This is a genomic window from Rhodococcus sp. NPDC004095, assembly GCF_053604015.1.
Window position 1 is genome coordinate 144,435 of sequence record NZ_JBSGGS010000005.1, and the last position, 16,102, is coordinate 160,536.

Here is a 16,102-nt window from a genome sequence, read left to right on the forward strand (position 1 = left end):
CCACGATGAGGAACATCCCCATGTCGATGAAGTCCTTCCCAAGCCCCTTCACGCTCGAGACGCCGGAAGGCGCCGAGGGCTGGCAGGAGCTGTACCCATACAACCTGGTGTTCCAGGACAGCCTGCAGGAGGCCGAGGACGAGAAATTCTGGTTCTGCGACAGCCAGCACTGGCCGACCGTGTTCAAGCCGTTCGAGACGATCGGCGGCGAGTTCGCGGTCAAGTGCCTCGGCCAGTACAACACCCGGCACCTGCTGATCCCGAACTCGAACGGCATCGAGTTCCGGATCCACCTGGGCTACCTGTACATGTCCCCGATTCCAGCTCCCGAGAACGAGTTCGAGTCTCGGGTACCGCATTTCGAGGAGCGCGCGGCCTACTACTACCAGAACTGGGATCGCCTTCTCGAGGAGTGGCACAAGAAGGTGCGCACCACGATCGACGAGATGGCCGCGCTGACGTTCGCCAAGCTGCCGGACATGGTCTCGATCGAGGACATCACCTCGGGCAGGGCGAAGGACGGGACCGAGGTGCTGCTCGAGAACTACGACCGGCTGATCCAGCTGTGCTACCAGAACTGGCAGTACCATTTCGAGTTCCTCAACCTCGGCTACATCGCCTACCTCGACTTCTTCGGGTTCTGCAAGCAGGTGTTCCCGAACATCCCGGATCAGTCGATCGCCACGATGGTGCAGGGCGTGGACATGGAGCTGTTCCGGCCGGACGACGAACTCAAGAAGCTCGCAACCCTCGCCGTGGAACTGGGGCTGGACGCGGCCTTCGACGATCCGACCGACGCGAGCGCCACCCTCGCCGAGGTCGGCGCCGCGGAGGGAGGGGAGGGGTGGCTCGCCGCGTACCGGACCGCGCAGGATCCCTGGTTCAACTTCACCGTCGGCAACGGCTTCTACGGCCATGACAAGTACTGGATCGAACACCAGGAGATCCCGCTCCAGTACATCGCCGACTACATCCGCCGGCTGCGAAACGGCCAGGACATCATGAGGCCCGTCGCCGAGCTCGCTGCCGAGCGGGAACGGATCTCCGCCGAGTACCGCGACCTGCTGAGCGGTGAGGACCGGGACATCTTCGACGGCAAGCTGGAACTGGCTCGTACCGCCTACCCGTACGTGGAGAACCACAACTTCTACATCGAGCACTGGACGATGGGGGTGTTCTGGCGCAAGGTTCGCGAGCTGTCCCGGATGCTGCACGAGGAGGGCTTCTGGGAGCAGCCGGACGACCTGCTGTACCTGAGTCGGGGCGAGGTCCGCGAGGCGCTCTTCGACCTCGCCACCGGCTGGGGCGTCGGTGCCGCCCCGATCGGTCCGAGCTACTGGCCCAAGGAGATCGAGCGTCGTCGCGGGATCATCGACGCGCTGAAGTCGCGCCGGCCCGAGCCTGCCCTGAACACCCCGCCCGAGTTCATCACCGAACCGTTCACCAGCATGCTCTACGGCATCACCACCGAGCAGGTGCAGCAGTGGCTCGCCGACGACGAGGACACCTCCGGCGGGCTGCGGGGTATGGCCGCGTCCCCGGGTGTCGTCGAGGGTGTCGCCCGGGTGGTGACGAGCGCCGACGAGCTCACCGAGGTCCAGGAGGGCGAGATCCTCGTCGCCCCGATCACCGCCCCGTCCTGGGGCCCGATCTTCGGGAAGATCACGGCGACCGTCACCGACATCGGCGGCATGATGAGTCACGCCGCGATCGTGTGCCGGGAGTACGGCCTGCCCGCGGTCACCGGCACCGGGTCGGCGTCCACTCAGATCCGGACCGGTCAGCGACTACGGGTCGACGGCACCGCCGGCACCGTCACCGTGCTGGACGCGTGAGATGACGACCGCGAGAACCGTGCTGATCACCGGCGGCGCAGGCGGACTCGGGCGCGCCTTCGCACTCGGCTTCGCCGGGCGCGGCCACCGGGTCGCCGTCGCCGACATCGACGGCGCAGGCGCGCAGGAGACCGCGCGTCTGGCCGGTGACCTCGGTGCCGAGGCAACCGCCCTCACCGTGGACGTCACCTCCGTCGACTCCACGGACGCGATGGCCGCGGCCGTCGCCGAGTTCGGTGGCGGCAGCATCGACGTGCTGGTCAACAACGCCGCGATCTACGCGGGGGTCACCCGCAGCCCCTTCGAGCAGATCGACCCCGCCGAATGGGACCGGGTGATGGCGGTCAACCTCAAGGGGCCGTGGATGTGTGCGCGGGCGTGCAGTCCGTACCTGGAGTCCGGATCCCGCGTCGTCAACGTCTCGTCGGCGACCGTCTACAGCGGGTCCGAGCAGTGGATGCACTACGTCGCCTCCAAGGGTGGAGTGGTGGCGATGACCCGGGTGATGGCCAAGGAACTCGGTCGGCGGTCCATCACCGTCAACGCCATCGCACCGGGGTTCACCCTCACCGAGGCCAGCTACGGGCTGATCGAGGGCGCCGAGAACTACGGCGTCGACCGCGGAGCGATCAAACGGGCCAGCAGGCCGGAGGACATCGTGGGCGCGGCCCTGTTCCTCGCCTCCGAGGAAAGCAGCTACATCACCGGACAGACGCTCGTCGTCGACGGCGGACGCCAGTTCATCTAGGAGAGACACAGTCATGCCCAAGGTCACATACACCGACTGCGAGGGGAATTCGCGCGCGTTCGACGGGAACGTCGGCGACTCCGTGATGGAGGTTGCGATGCGTAACGGCGTCCCGGGAATCGTCGCCGAGTGCGGCGGATCGCTGTCCTGCGCGACGTGCCACGTCCTCGTGCGCGACGACGAGTTCGCGGCGCTGCCCGACATGGACGAGATGGAGGACGAGATGCTCTACGGGACCGCGGCCCCTCGTGAAGACAGCTCGAGGCTGTCCTGCCAGATCAAGCTCACCGCGGACATGGACTTGCACGTGCGGACTCCCGAAGTGCAGGTGTAGCCGTGGCCGACCACGACGGCGGTCTGCTGATCATCGGGGCGAGCCAGGCCGGGGTGCAGCTGGCCGGCTCCCTGCGTGCCCTCGGCTACGAGGAGCCGATCACGTTGCTCGGAGACGAGAACCACCGCCCGTATCAGCGGCCCGCCCTGTCCAAGGAGTTCCTGCAGGGCGAGGTCACGGCCGAGTCGCTGATCTTCCGCACCGCCCAGTACTGGGACGAGCACCGGATCCGGCTGGTCAAGGGTGAACGCATCACTGCGATCGACCGCACGAACGCCGGCGGAGGCGTCGCGCGTTCCGAGTCGGGAGCGCGGTTCGCGTTCGATCGACTCGCCCTCACTGTCGGGGCGCGGGCCCGGCGGCTCGACGTGCCCGGTGCCGATCTGGGGGGAGTGCTGTATCTGCGCAACGCCGACGACGCGCTGGCGTTGAAGGCCCGGATGCCGGACGCCACCGACGTCGTCGTGATCGGTGGCGGATTCATCGGGCTCGAGGCCGCGGCCAGCGCCCACAAGATGGGCAGGAAGGCAACGGTTCTCGAGGCCGGACCGCGACTGATCGGCCGTGCTGTCGGGCCGGAGACCTCACGCTTCTTCCTCGACGCGCACCGCAGTCGGGGCATCGACGTCGTCCTGAACGCCCGGATCGCCAGGATCGTCGGCACCGAGGGAGCCGTCACCGGCGTGGAGCTGGCCGACGGCCGGGTCGTTGCCGCGCAGATCGTTCTCGTCGGCATCGGCGTCCTTCCGAACACGGAGCTGGCCGAGGCCTTGGGCCTGGAGTGCGACAACGGAATCCGCGTCGACGAGTACGCCCTCGCCTCCGACGGCGTCACCGTCGCGGTCGGCGACTGTGCGAACCTGCCCAACCCTGTCCGTGGCGCGCCGCCCGGGGACCGGATCCGCATCGAGAGCGTCAACAATGCGATCGAACAGGCCAAGGTCGCCGCCTACTCGCTCACCGGCCGCCGCGCGGAATACGCCGGGACCCCCTGGTTCTGGTCGAACCAGGGCGATCTGAAGCTGCAGATCGCCGGACTGTCCACCGGCCACGACCGGACGGTCGTCCGACGCGACGACGAGAAGGGCCGGTTCTCGGTCCTGTACTACCGGGACGGGCAGATCACCGCCGCCGACTGCGTCAACCACCCGCTCGACTTCATGGCGGTCAAGAACGCACTCGCCAAGGGCGCGAACATCCCCGCCGGCCCGGCGGAGAACGCCGCCACACCACTGAAGTCGATCATCACCGAGGGCCCGCCCGCGGCGACAGCGCCGCCGGCGACGGCCCGGTCAGAGAGGTAACCATGCGCATCCCGACGACCCAGAGCGTCGACACGTCGCCGATCGCCGCCGCACCGGACGAACCCACCGATCTCGATCCGGTATGGAAATCCGTCGTGCCGGAATCCCGGGCCCGCAGCAACGACATCCATCTGCCGATCTCCCTCGCCTACGCCCAGCGGCTGTGCCTGGCGTACCCGCACGCGGACTCCCTCGTCGTGCGGATCGCGATCCTGCTGCACGACACCGGCTGGGGTCGGGTCGACGAATCCCGGATCATCTCCGAAGGGTTCAGCGGCGACTGGCGCAAGGCCGCGATCCGGTACGAGCACGAACGCCAGGGGTGCATCATCGCCCGGGAGGTGCTGCCGTCGCTGGGCTACGACGACGAGTTCGTCGAGCGGGTGTGCGCGATCATCGACGGTCACGACACCCGGCCCGACGCGCACTCGCTGGAGGACGCGCTGGTGCGCGACGCGGATCGGCTCTGGCGGTTCGGCGTCACCGGAATCGCGTTGGCTTCCTCGTGGTTCGGGCTGACCCCGGCCCTCTACTGCGACCGGCTCGAGATCGAGATCGTCCCGGAGCTCAAGACCGAGGCTGCCGTCGAGATCGCGGCGGCGGAGTTGGCACGCTCCCGTGCCCTGCTCAAGACCGAGGTGCTGAGGTGAGGCGATCGGCGGTCCAGCTCCCGTACACCCATGTCGACGACGTGTTCGTCGACGGCGAATGGGTACCGGCCACGAGCACCGACCGGATCGACGTCGTGGATCCCACAACCGAGGAGACCTGGGGTTGGGTGCCCGATGCCTCTCCGGAGGACGTCGACCGCGCCGTCACGGCCGCCGACCGGGCCTTCCGTGGCGCCGGATGGTCGGATCTTTCGCCCTCGGTGCGCGCGGAGTACCTGCTGCGGCTGGCGGACGAGATCGAGAAGCGGGCAGCACCGATGTCGTGGACCAACACCCGCGAGAACGGCAGTCCGATCGCCGAGACGGCGGGCGCGGCGACGAACGCGGCGGGCATCTTCCGGTACTTCGCGTCGCTGGCGTCGTACCTCGAGTCCGAGGACGTGCGCCCCTACCCGAACCGGCCCGGCGAGACGGCGGTGTATCGCGATCCGATCGGGGTGTGTGCGCTCATCGCGCCGTGGAACTTCCCGATCAACCTGGTCGTGGCCAAGCTGGCGCCGGCACTGATCGCGGGCTGCACCGTGGTGATCAAGCCGGCGTCGCCGACGCCGCTGTCGATCCGGTTCGTCGTCGACGCGGCACTGGCCGCGGGTCTGCCGCCGGGGGTGATCAACCTGGTGACCGGTTCCGGGAAGGTCGGCGACCGCCTGGTGCGGCACCCGCTGGTACGGAAGGTGGCCTTCACCGGGTCGACACCCGTCGGTCGGAGGATCGCCGCCGCGTGCGGCGAGCTCCTGCGCCCGGTGACCCTCGAGCTCGGTGGGAAGTCGTCGGCGATCGTGCTCCCCGATGCGGACCTGGACGCGATGTCCGAGGTGCTGATCCGGTCCTGCATGCGCAACACCGGGCAGACCTGCTACATCTCCACACGCATCCTCGCTCCCGCGCAGCGCTACGACGAGGTGGTCGACATGGTCACCCGGACCGTCGCCGCAGGCAAGCAGGGTGACCCGTTCGACGAGGACACCGTCTTCGGTCCCGCAGCGACCCGGGCGCAGTTCGACATCGTCCTCGATCACCTCGAGTCGGCACACGAGGAAGGCGCCCGCGCCACGACCGGTGGCGCGAGGGCCGACGTCGAACGCGGCTGGTTCGTCCAGCCGACGGTGTTCGCGGACGTGACGCCCGGGATGCGGATCGCCCGTGAAGAGGTCTTCGGGCCGGTCGTCGTCGTGCTTTCGTACGACACCGTCGACGAGGCGGTGGCACTGGCCAACGACACCGAGTTCGGCCTGGGCGGACTCGTCTTCGGGCGCGACACCGACGCCGCGATGCGGGTGGCGCGACGCATGGACACCGGTTCGGTCGGCGTGAACTTCTTCGCCTCGAACCACAGTGCGCCGTTCGGTGGGCGCCACGACTCGGGGTTGGGTGTGGAGTTCGGAGTGGAGGGGCTCGGCGCCTACCTGACCCCGCAGTCCGTGCACCGGGCCGGCTGAGCATCCAGGTGTCGACTAAGGTGCCGCGGGTGAGCAGTTCGACCCGCGGCACCGAGGTGGACCGACTCGACGCGCTGCGCGGCGTGCTGGTCGGGCCGCTACCGGAGATCGGGCGCAGGTTCTCGCCGCTGGTGGCGCCGTTGGTGCCGCATTCGGCCCTGGTGATCTTCACCCGGGAGTGCACCGGCCGGCCGCGCAAGGTCGCAGGCGACCCGCGGATCGTGGACCGGGTCACCGTGGCAGAACTCGACCGGCTGCGTACCGAACTCGGTCCGGCGCAACCCGATTCGTCGATCGTCCACCGCGGAACCGCGGTGCTTGGCGGACGGGAACACCCGGTGCACGCGATCCTCGACCGCACGGACACCCTTCTGGTGGTGATCCCACGCGGTAAGGCCGAGGTCGACACCGACCTGCTCGGCGCCCTGTTCTCCGTCGTCGCCCTCGGCATCCAGTTGCAGGTGCGGCACGCCAGCCCCGCCTACCTGGCCGAGTCGCGGGCCGCGTCCGCCGAACGGGCCCGCACCGTCGCCGAACTCACTCAGGCGCACGCCGCGACACTGGAGACCATCCTCGCGACCCTGCGGTCGCCCGACCTCGACGACACCCGCGCGCGGGCGACCGCGCGGGAGTCGGCGACTTCCGCGCTGATCGGCCTCCGCACCGCCGTCGACCAGCACCGCGCGATGGCCGAAGAGGCGGTGACCACCGCGTTCGCCCGCCTGCGGGGAGAGCTCCGGGGCCTGGTGCCCGAGGGCGTCGGCGTCGAGTTCGTCGACCCGCCGGTCGGCGGACGGGGTCTGCCCGGCGAGGTCGCGCACGCGGCGCGGGCCGTGGTGCGCGGTGCGGTGCTCGGGCTGGTGGTGCAGCCCGACCTCGGTCGCGTGCGGGTGGCCTGGGACTGTGACGGCGCGAATCTGCTGATCGACGTCCGGGACGACGGCCGCGGCGCCGTCGACCTGGCCGAACTCGCCCGGCAGCTGCGCCCGCGCGTCGAAACCCTCGGCGGCACATACGAATCCGAGTCGACCCCGGGGTGGGGCTCCCGACTGTCGGCGACTCTGCCGCTGGACCACGCCGAGTCGGGGGAGGGCAGTCACGCCCTGTCGGTGCTCGGTCCGCGCGAGATCGAGGTGCTCGAACACCTCGTCGCCGGCAGGCGCAACCGGGTGATCGCGGAGCGCTTGCAGGTCAGCGAGAGCACCGTGAAGTTCCACGTGGCGGCGGTGCTGCGCAAGCTCGAGGTCGGCACCCGCGGCGAGGCCGCGGCGCTGGCCGCCGACGCGGGGGTCAAGGCCGCGCCCTGAGCGCGTCCGCGGCCTGTCTCGTGATCCGGGTGTGCAGCGCGCGCACCATTTCCGTTGCCAGCACTGCGTGGCCGCTCATCGAGAAGTGGATACCGTCGGCGCTGAGGAGATTCGGGCGCAGGCGCATCGGGTGCTGCCAGAGGTCGACACAGACGGCGTCGTACCGGCCGGCCAGTTCCCGCATCGTGTCGTTGAGGACGATCATCCGCTCGCGTATCGCCTGTAGTCGCGGTCCGCGGAAGTTGTCGGCGAACGTGAGCGTGGTGATGGCGGCGCCGGTGGCTGCGACCCGATCGAAGACGGTCGTGACGTTGGCGCGCATCGCGGCGAGGTCGGCGTCCGGGGACCACAGGTCGTTCGCGCCGCAGGTGATGTGCACCAGGTCGGGTGCGAAGTCGGAGACGGGTTCGATCTGGGTGTCCAGCACCCGGGCGCTGGTGGCACCCATCCGGCCGGTGTTCAGGTAGGCGAGGTCGGGCTGGGCGGTCCGCAGCGAGTTCGCGACCCGATCCGCCCACGAGACGGTCGCGTATCCCGGGCTGGGATCGCCGATGCCCTCGGCGATCGAGTCGCCGAGGACGGCGAACCTCCGCCACGGGGCACCGGCGAGGAGTTCGCCGAGATCCTGCTGGGGAAGGCAGTACGGGTCGGTCGCCTCGGTGAGTCCGGCCGGAACGGTAAGGGTGTCGGTCATGATCATCGCTCCTGGGGTTCGCGGTGCCCGGATCGGCACTCGGAAACAAAACGTACGATCGATCGTGTAATTAAAGTACGATCGTTCGTGTGCTTTGGCAAGACCTGGAAGGATGGACACGTGAGCGACACGACCACCGACGGCAGGCTGCTCAAAGGCGCGCGGGCGCGTGCCTCCATCGCTCGGCACGCTGCCGACGTCGCATCGGTCGAGGGGTTGACCGGGCTGAGTCTCGGGCGGCTCGCCGCCGATCTCGGTCTCAGCAAGAGTGGTGTCGCGACGTTGTTCGGCACCAAGGAGAAACTGCAACTCGCGGCCGTGCAGGCGGCTCGGGAGGTGTTCGTCGAGCGCATCGTGCGCCCCGCCCTCGTGGAGGAGCCGGGACTGCCTCGGCTGAGGGCGCTGATCGAGCGGTGGTTCGAGTACGTGAGCGAACCGGTCTTCCCGGGCGGATGCTTCCGCGCGGCGACGATCGCCGAATTCGACAGCAGGCCGGGCGCCGTTCGGGACGCCCTGGCCCGCGATCGCGTGGAATGGCTCGCCCTGCTGGAAGGTGAGGTTGCATGCGCGCAGGAAGACGCGGGCCACGGCGTGCCGTCGCCGGGGGAGGTGGCGTTCGAGATCGACGCGGTTCTCGGCGCGCTGAACACCGCCCTGCGGATGGACGACGGTGAGGCGATCGAGCGGGCGCAGGCGATCCTCGGTCGGATCCTCGGGGGCCTGTAGGCGGGCCGTCTGGCATTTCGGCTAGGTGGAACCATCCTTTCGGTCAGGTCGCCGACGTGGGTGATCGGGCTACGGTCGACATGCGGGTATCGCAATGTGTGCACCCGCATGTCGACAAGGTGAGGAGACCAGGCCATGCCGCAGCAGGTACGAGGCGTGATCGCGCGCTCGAAGGGCGCACCGGTGGAGATCGTCCCGATCACGATTCCCGACCCCGGCCCGGGCGAGGTCGTGGTCGCGGTCGCCGCCTGCGGCGTCTGCCACACCGACCTGACCTACCGTGAGGGCGGCATCAACGACGAGTACCCGTTCCTGCTCGGTCACGAGGCCGCGGGTGTGGTCGAAAGTGTCGGTGAGGGAGTCGATTCCGTCGCCGTCGGTGACTTCGTCGTGCTGAACTGGCGGGCCGTCTGTGGCCAGTGTCGCGCCTGCAAGCGAGGCCGTCCGCAGTACTGCTTCGACACCTTCAACGCCACCCAGAAGATGACTCTCGAGGACGGCACCGAGCTGACCCCGGCGCTCGGCATCGGCGCGTTCGCCGACAAGACCCTCGTCCACGCCGGTCAGTGCACCAAGGTCGATCCGTCCGCCGACCCGGCCGTCGTCGGCCTGCTCGGCTGCGGCGTGATGGCCGGCATGGGTGCCGCGATGAACACCGGCAACGTCGGCCGCGGCGACTCGGTCGCCGTCATCGGCTGCGGCGGTGTCGGCGATGCCGCGATCATGGGCTCGCGCCTGGCCGGCGCGGGCACGATCATCGCGATCGACCGCGACCCCAAGAAGCTCGAGTGGGCCACCGACCTCGGTGCCACCCACACCATCAACGCCACCGAGGTCGACGACGTGGTCGAGGCCGTGCAGGAGCTGACCGGCGGCTTCGGCGCCGACGTCGTCGTCGATGCCGTCGGCCGTCCCGAGACCTGGAAGCAGGCCTTCTACGCCCGCGACCTGGCCGGCACCGTCGTCCTCGTCGGTGTTCCCACCCCGGACATGACCCTCGAGATGCCGCTGGTCGACTTCTTCTCGCGCGGCGGATCGCTGAAGTCGTCCTGGTACGGCGACTGCCTGCCCGAGCGCGACTTCCCGATGCTCGTCGACCTGTACCAGCAGGGCAGGCTGCCGCTGGAGAAGTTCGTCACCGAGCGGATCGCTCTCGATCAGGTCGAGGAGGCGTTCGAGTCGATGCACCGCGGTGAGGTGCTGCGTTCGGTGGTGGTCTTGTAATGGCGAGCGAAGCGACGGGGAATCGACGCAGTGGCGCCCTGCGGGTCGACCGCGTCGTCACGTCGGGGACGTTCAGTCTCGACGGCGGCACCTGGGACGTCGACAACAACATCTGGCTGATCGGCGACGACTCCGAGGTCGTGATCGTCGACGCCGCCCACACGGCGCAGCCGATCATCGATGCAGTCGGTGGCCGGAAGGTTGTCGCGATCGTGTGCACGCACGGGCACAACGACCACGTCACCGTCGCGCCGGAGCTGTCCGAGCGGCTCGACGCGCCGATCCTGCTCAGCCCTGCCGACGACGTGCTCTGGGAGATGACCCATCCCGGCGTCGCGCACGGCACCCTCGAGGACGGGCAGCGGATCACGGTGGCGGGCACCGACATCCAGGCGATCGCCACTCCCGGACACTCCCCGGGCTCGACCTGCCTGTACTTGCCGGAGGCGGGGGAGCTGTTCACCGGCGACACCCTGTTCTCGGGCGGCCCGGGTGCGACCGGGCGGTCCTACTCGGACTTCCCGACGATCATCGGCTCGATCCGCGACAAGCTGTTCGCGCTGCCTGCCGAGACCAAGGTGCACACCGGCCACGGCGACGGCACCACGATCGGCACCGAGTCGCCGCACCTCGAGGAATGGATCAAGCGGGGTAGCTGACCGTCACCAGACCGTGAAAAGGGGTGTGCACAGGGGTTTTCGACCGTGCGCACCCCTTTTCGGCGTGCATCGGGCCTGTGTGTGTGGGAGAACCCCTGTGCGTACGGCGGTGTGCGTGCGGGAAAGTTCGTGTGCGCAGGGGTGTTGGCTCGTGTGCACCCCTTTTCGGTGTGCAGCGGGCCTGCGCGTGCGGGACCACCCCTGTGCACCGGGGTTTCGATGGCGCTCGGCGGGCGGCTGGTAGTGGCGATCGCCCATGGTTTGACGCTCCGCCGCCTACACTCCGACGATGCGCCTTCGACTACGTGTGTTGAGTGTTCTGCTGACGGTGTGTGGAGCGGTGGTGTCCGTCCCGGCCGCTGCATCCGCTGAACCCCCGGGTATCGACGACTTCTACCGCGCACCAGCTGGTTTCGAGTCGGCGAGGCCGGGGACGATCCTGGGCGAGCGCCCCGTCCAGTTGGCCTCCTACTCGCAACTGCCGTTCAACGCGCAGGCGTGGCAGCTGCTGTACCGGACCACGGATTTCACGGGCGCGCCGACCACGACGGTGACAACGGTGATCCTGCCTGCGGGCGCACCGCCGGCGGGTGGGCGCCCGCTGCTGTCGTATCAGGTGGCCCACGACAGCACCGATCCCGCCTGCGGGCCGTCGGTGGCGATGCGGGCGGGGTCGGGTCCCGAAGGGGTGTTCACACAGAGTGAGATGACCTTCGTCGATCACGCGCTGCAGCAGGGATGGGCGGTGTCGGTGCCCGATCACGAGGGCCCGTCGGCGCGAATCGCAGCGCCCCGCGAACCCGGCTATGCGGTCCTCGACGGCGTCCGGGCCGCGCAGGCGTTCGCACCGCTCGGCCTGGCCGGGACACGGACCCCGGTCGGGCTGTGGGGCTACTCGGGTGGCGGGCTGGCGACCGGGTGGGCCGCGCAGGTACAGCCGACGTACGCGCCGGAGCTGGATCTGCGCGGCGTCGCGATGGGCTCACCGGCGCCGGATCCGGCGGCCGTCACCCAGCTCGGCGGGACGGCGTGGTCGGGGCTGGCGGTCGCCGTGCTCGCGTCGCTGCGGGAGGTGTACCCGGACGTGGGCCGGGTGATGGACGCGCACCTCACGCCCGGCGGCCGGGCTGCCGTCGACGCCATGTCCGGCCAGTGCGTGGCCCGGGCGGTCGCGTCGAACGCCTTCCGCCCCACCTCCGACTTCCTCACCGTGTCGTACGCACAGCTGGTGGCCGACCCCGCGGTGGCCGCCGCACTCGCGGATGCGGGGTTGGGTGGCTCGGCTCCCACCGCACCGGTGTACGTGTACAGCGGCGTCCACGACGAGATCATCCCCATCTCGACCGTCGACACGATGGTGGATCGGTACTGCCGCGGCGGAACCCCGGTCACCTACCGCCGCGACGAGACGAGCCTGCACGCCACGCTGATCGTCACCGGCGCCTCCGACGCCCTGAACTGGCTGCGAGCCCGGTTCGACGGTGCTCCGGTCCCGTCCGGCTGCGACACCCGCACCGTGACGTCCACGGTGACGGAGCCGGGCGCGGCGAACACCTACGTGTCCACCAACTCCGGAGTCCTCGGAACGATGCTGGGGGTTCCGATCGGACCACGCTGATCGGCGTGAGCGTCGGAATCGTCCCGCGTTGCAGCCAGGAAGAGGAGGGTGCACAAGGTCGTTCGAGGCGCTGTGGCTCCGACTCACGGAACGGGACAACCAGATCAACGCCGAGTTCCGCAGGCTCGAGCCGTTCTCGGACGAGAAGTCGCCGCAACTGACCCAGTTGCGGAGCGGTCACGAGGTGCTGGTCCGGCTGCTCGACTTCATGTTCGAGAACGGACTCGGCCCGAAGGCGATCCCCGAGCCTGACGGCAACCTGGATGCCCAACTGGCGTTGACCATGTGATGGCACCGACCGGGCGGTTGCCGGATGTGCCTCTCGTGCGATGGTCCGGCAACCGCCCGTTCGGCGCAGGTCACCCCAGTTTGATCCGCTGCTCGCCGGTGTAGACGTTCATCGTCTCGCCGCGCAGGAACCCGACCAGCGTCAGGCCGGATTCCGCGGCCAGGTCGACCGCCAGCGACGACGGCGCCGAGACCGCTGTCAGCATCGGCACACCCGCCACGACGGCCTTCTGCACCAGCTCGAACGAGGCCCGTCCACTGACCGCGAGGATCGCCTCGGACAGCGGTACCCGGCCCTCGGTCAGCGCCCAGCCGAGGACCTTGTCGACGGCGTTGTGCCTGCCGACGTCCTCCCGCAACGCCAGCAACGCCCCGTCGGTGGTGAACAGTCCGGCGGCGTGCAGGCCACCGGTGGAATCGAACACCCGCTGCCGGGACCGCATCGCGTCCGGCAGCGAGGCGAGCACCGCGGCGGGGACGGTCAGGGGCGAGTCGGCCAGCACGTACGGCGCCCGCACCCGGACAGCGTCGAGCGATGCCTTTCCGCACACCCCGCACGCCGACGTACTGAGAAAATTCCGTTCCGCGACAACGGGTTCCGGGACACCGGGCGCGAGTGAGACGTCGAGGACGTTGTAGGTGTTCGCGCCCTCCTCGTCGACACCGTCGCAGTAGCGGATCACCGAGATGTCCCGGGCGGACCGGATGATCCCCTCGCCGAGCAGGAAGCCGTGCACCAGATCGATGTCATTGCCGGGGGTGCGCATGGTGACCGCCAGCGACCGACCGGCCATCCGGATCTCCAGCGGTTCCTCGACGGCGAGGCTGTCCGGTCGGCGGACCGTGCCGGTCGGCCCGATCCGCAATACCGACCGCCGGGCGGTGACGCGTCCCATCAGTTGCCCCCGACCGGCTCCAGGCGCACTACGACGGCCTTGGAGACCGGCGTGTTGGACTTCGCGGCAACATGATCGAGCGGGATCAACGGATTGGTCTCGGGATAGTAGGCGGCGGCGTTGCCCTTCGGGGTCGAGTACTCGACCACCCGGAAGTCGTGCACCCGCCGTTCCTCGACGGTGCCGTCGACCGCCGTCCACTCGGAGACGATGTCGACCCGGGACCCGTCGATCAGATTCAGGTCCACGAGGTCGGCCGCCGAGACGAACACGACGCGCCTGCCGCCCTTGACGCCGCGGTAGCGGTCGTCGAGGCCGTAGATGGTGGTGTTGTACTGGTCGTGGCTGCGCAGTGTCTGCAGGATCAGCCGCCCGGGCGGGGTCGGCACCCACTGCAGTTCGCCGGTCACGAAGTTCGCCTTGCCGGTGTGCGTCGGGAATTCGCGGCGATCGCGCGGCGGATGCGGCAACTGGAAGCCGTCCGGCCGGCGCACCCGCTCGTTGTAGTTCTCGCAGCCGGGCACCACCCGGGAGATGGCATCCCGGATCCGGTCGTAGTCGGCGGACAGGGACGCCCACGGGACGCTGTGGCCGGCGCCGAGCAACTCGAGGGCCAGGTCGCAGACGATCGCGACCTCACTGCGCAGGTGCTCGCTCACCGGCGTCAGGTTGCCGCGGGACAGGTGCACCATCGACATCGAGTCCTCTACGGAGACAACCTGTTTCCCGCTCGCCTGGATGTCCTTGTCGGTGCGGCCCAGGGTGGGCAGGATCAGCGCGGTGGTGCCGGTGACCACGTGCGAACGATTCAGCTTGGTGGAGACCTGCACCGTCAAGCGGCACCGGCGCAGCGCGTCCTCCGTCGCAGCGGTGTCCGGGGTCGCGCGGATGAAGTTACCGCCCATCGCCACGAACACACCGGCCTTGCCGTCGCGCATGGCCCGGATCGCGTCGACGGTGTCGAGGCCGTGCTTGCGAGGACTGGTGATCCCGAACTCGCGATCGAGGGCGTCGAGGAACGAGTCCGGGGCCTTCTCCCAGATCCCCATCGTGCGGTCGCCCTGCACGTTCGAGTGACCGCGCACGGGGCAGACACCGGCGCCGGGCTTTCCCATCATGCCGCGCATCAGCAGCAGGTTGGTGATCTCCTGGATGGTCGCCACACCGTGGGTCTGCTGCGTCAGACCCATTGCCCAGCAGGCGATCGTGCGCTGCGAGCGAATCAGGGCGTCGGCTGTCTCCCGTAGCTGGGTCATCGTCAGGCCGGTGGCCCCGAGGACGGTGTCGAGGTCGACGGTGCGGGCTGCGCGCTCGTACTCCTCGAACCCGGCACAGTGCTCGTCCACGAACGCCCGGTCCACGACGGTGCCCGGTGCCGCGTCGTCGGCCTCGAACAGCAGCCGCGCCAGCCCGCGGAACAGGGCCATGTCGCCGCCGAGCCGGATCTGCAGGAACTCGTCGGCGATGTCGACACCGCGGCCGACCACGCCGCCGACCTTCTGCGGGTCCTTGAATCGCAGCAGGCCCGCCTCGGGCAGCGGGTTGATCGCGATGATCTTCGCGCCGTTGCCCTTCGCGGCCTCCAGGGTGGAGAGCATCCGGGGATGGTTGGTGCCGGGGTTCTGGCCCGCGATCAGGATCAGGTCGGCGAACTCGAGGTCGGGAACCGTCACCGACCCCTTGCCGATACCGATGGACTCGGACAGCGCGCTGCCCGACGACTCATGGCACATGTTCGAGCAGTCCGGCAGGTTGTTGGTGCCGTAGCTGCGGATCATCAGCTGGTACAGGAACGCGGCCTCGTTGCTGGTGCGCCCGGAGGTGTAGAAGACGGCATGGTCGGGTGTGGGAAGTGAGCGGAGTTCGCCGGCGATCAGGCGGTACGTCTCGTCCCAGCCGATCGGCGTGTAGTGCGTCGCGCCCTCGCGCAGCACCATCGGGTGAGTGAGCCGGCCCTGCTGACCGAGCCAGTAGTCCGTCCTGTCCGCGAGTTCGGCGACGGAGTGCGCCGCGAAGAACTCCGGGGTGACGGTGCGTAGCGTGGCCTCCTCGGCGACGGCCTTGGCGCCGTTCTCGCAGAACTCGGCAGGCTTGCGGTGGCCGGGGGTCTCCGGCCAGGCGCATCCGGGGCAGTCGAATCCGTGCCGCTGGTTCAGTCGGGTCAGTGTCTGCGCCGTTCGGACCGTGCCCATCTGCTCGACGGCCCGCTGCAGCGACACCGCGACGGCCTCGACGCCGGCGGCGTGGTCCTTGGGGTGGGTGACCACGAGCTGGGATTCGTCGATGTCCTGGGCGGGGCCTCTGCGCGTCATGTGTCCATACTGGCCCGGTCGGTGGTCCGCGGGAAGTCGGGCCGCCC

General features: G+C 69.3%; 15 protein-coding genes. 12 read left to right on the forward strand and 3 right to left on the reverse strand.

Annotation, left to right across the window (positions count from 1 at the left end; translation table 11 throughout):
* The first annotated feature begins 20 nt into the window (after positions 1-20).
* The 7 genes from ACWEPG_RS11350 to ACWEPG_RS11380 are packed head-to-tail and all read left to right on the forward strand — an operon-like array spanning position 21 to position 7,638.
* On the forward strand, positions 21-1,835 hold the full coding sequence (locus tag ACWEPG_RS11350) for a PEP-utilizing enzyme (protein ID WP_452594395.1): 1,815 nt from the start codon (positions 21-23) through the stop codon (positions 1,833-1,835).
* A gap of 1 nt (position 1,836) precedes the next feature.
* Positions 1,837-2,583, forward strand: coding sequence for an SDR family NAD(P)-dependent oxidoreductase (locus ACWEPG_RS11355; RefSeq protein WP_450112087.1), 747 nt, complete (start codon positions 1,837-1,839; stop codon positions 2,581-2,583).
* A gap of 13 nt (positions 2,584-2,596) precedes the next feature.
* On the forward strand, positions 2,597-2,917 hold the full coding sequence (locus tag ACWEPG_RS11360) for a 2Fe-2S iron-sulfur cluster-binding protein (RefSeq protein WP_450112088.1): 321 nt from the start codon (positions 2,597-2,599) through the stop codon (positions 2,915-2,917).
* 2 nt (positions 2,918-2,919) lie between these two features.
* Positions 2,920-4,221, forward strand: a complete 1,302-nt coding sequence (locus ACWEPG_RS11365) for an NAD(P)/FAD-dependent oxidoreductase (protein ID WP_450112089.1) — start codon at positions 2,920-2,922, stop codon at positions 4,219-4,221.
* Between the two features lie 2 nt (positions 4,222-4,223).
* Complete coding sequence (locus ACWEPG_RS11370) at positions 4,224-4,871, forward strand: HD domain-containing protein (RefSeq protein ID WP_450112090.1); 648 nt, start codon at positions 4,224-4,226, stop codon at positions 4,869-4,871.
* Entirely contained in the window at positions 4,868-6,331 is a 1,464-nt protein-coding gene (locus ACWEPG_RS11375) for an aldehyde dehydrogenase family protein (protein ID WP_452594396.1), read from the forward strand. Before ACWEPG_RS11370 ends, ACWEPG_RS11375 begins: the two co-directional genes overlap by 4 nt.
* A gap of 29 nt (positions 6,332-6,360) precedes the next feature.
* Positions 6,361-7,638, forward strand: a complete 1,278-nt coding sequence (locus ACWEPG_RS11380; RefSeq protein ID WP_450112092.1) for a LuxR C-terminal-related transcriptional regulator — start codon at positions 6,361-6,363, stop codon at positions 7,636-7,638.
* On the opposite strand, the gene ACWEPG_RS11385 is transcribed toward ACWEPG_RS11380, so the two are convergent.
* Positions 7,622-8,332 (reverse strand): SGNH/GDSL hydrolase family protein, encoded by a 711-nt coding sequence (locus tag ACWEPG_RS11385; RefSeq protein ID WP_450112093.1) that lies wholly within the window; start codon positions 8,330-8,332, stop codon positions 7,622-7,624. The two genes, ACWEPG_RS11380 and ACWEPG_RS11385, sit on opposite strands and share 17 nt — an antisense overlap.
* 120 nt (positions 8,333-8,452) lie before the next feature.
* Between ACWEPG_RS11385 and ACWEPG_RS11390 the strand changes: the two genes are divergently transcribed.
* From ACWEPG_RS11390 to ACWEPG_RS11410, 5 genes are all read left to right on the forward strand, one after another.
* Positions 8,453-9,058 carry a TetR/AcrR family transcriptional regulator gene (locus tag ACWEPG_RS11390; RefSeq protein WP_450112094.1) on the forward strand — a complete coding sequence of 202 codons (606 nt, stop codon included), beginning with the start codon at positions 8,453-8,455 and terminating at the stop codon, positions 9,056-9,058.
* Between the two features lie 135 nt (positions 9,059-9,193).
* The gene (locus ACWEPG_RS11395; protein WP_450112095.1) at positions 9,194-10,282 is read left to right on the forward strand and encodes an S-(hydroxymethyl)mycothiol dehydrogenase; all 1,089 of its coding nucleotides are present in this window, start codon (positions 9,194-9,196) and stop codon (positions 10,280-10,282) included.
* Positions 10,282-10,941 (forward strand): MBL fold metallo-hydrolase, encoded by a 660-nt coding sequence (locus tag ACWEPG_RS11400; RefSeq protein ID WP_450134294.1) that lies wholly within the window; start codon positions 10,282-10,284, stop codon positions 10,939-10,941. Before ACWEPG_RS11395 ends, ACWEPG_RS11400 begins: the two co-directional genes overlap by 1 nt.
* 310 nt (positions 10,942-11,251) lie before the next feature.
* The gene (locus tag ACWEPG_RS11405) at positions 11,252-12,559 is read left to right on the forward strand and encodes a lipase family protein (protein WP_452594397.1); all 1,308 of its coding nucleotides are present in this window, start codon (positions 11,252-11,254) and stop codon (positions 12,557-12,559) included.
* A gap of 28 nt (positions 12,560-12,587) precedes the next feature.
* A complete protein-coding gene (locus ACWEPG_RS11410) occupies positions 12,588-12,848 on the forward strand; it encodes a hypothetical protein (protein ID WP_452594398.1) in 261 nt (86 codons plus the stop codon).
* A gap of 70 nt (positions 12,849-12,918) precedes the next feature.
* On the opposite strand, the gene fdhD is transcribed toward ACWEPG_RS11410, so the two are convergent.
* A complete protein-coding gene (gene fdhD / locus ACWEPG_RS11415) occupies positions 12,919-13,743 on the reverse strand; it encodes a formate dehydrogenase accessory sulfurtransferase FdhD (protein ID WP_452594399.1) in 825 nt (274 codons plus the stop codon).
* Entirely contained in the window at positions 13,743-16,055 is a 2,313-nt protein-coding gene (locus ACWEPG_RS11420) for an FdhF/YdeP family oxidoreductase (protein ID WP_452594400.1), read from the reverse strand. Before ACWEPG_RS11420 ends, fdhD begins: the two co-directional genes overlap by 1 nt.
* Positions 16,056-16,102: the final 47 nt, after the last annotated feature.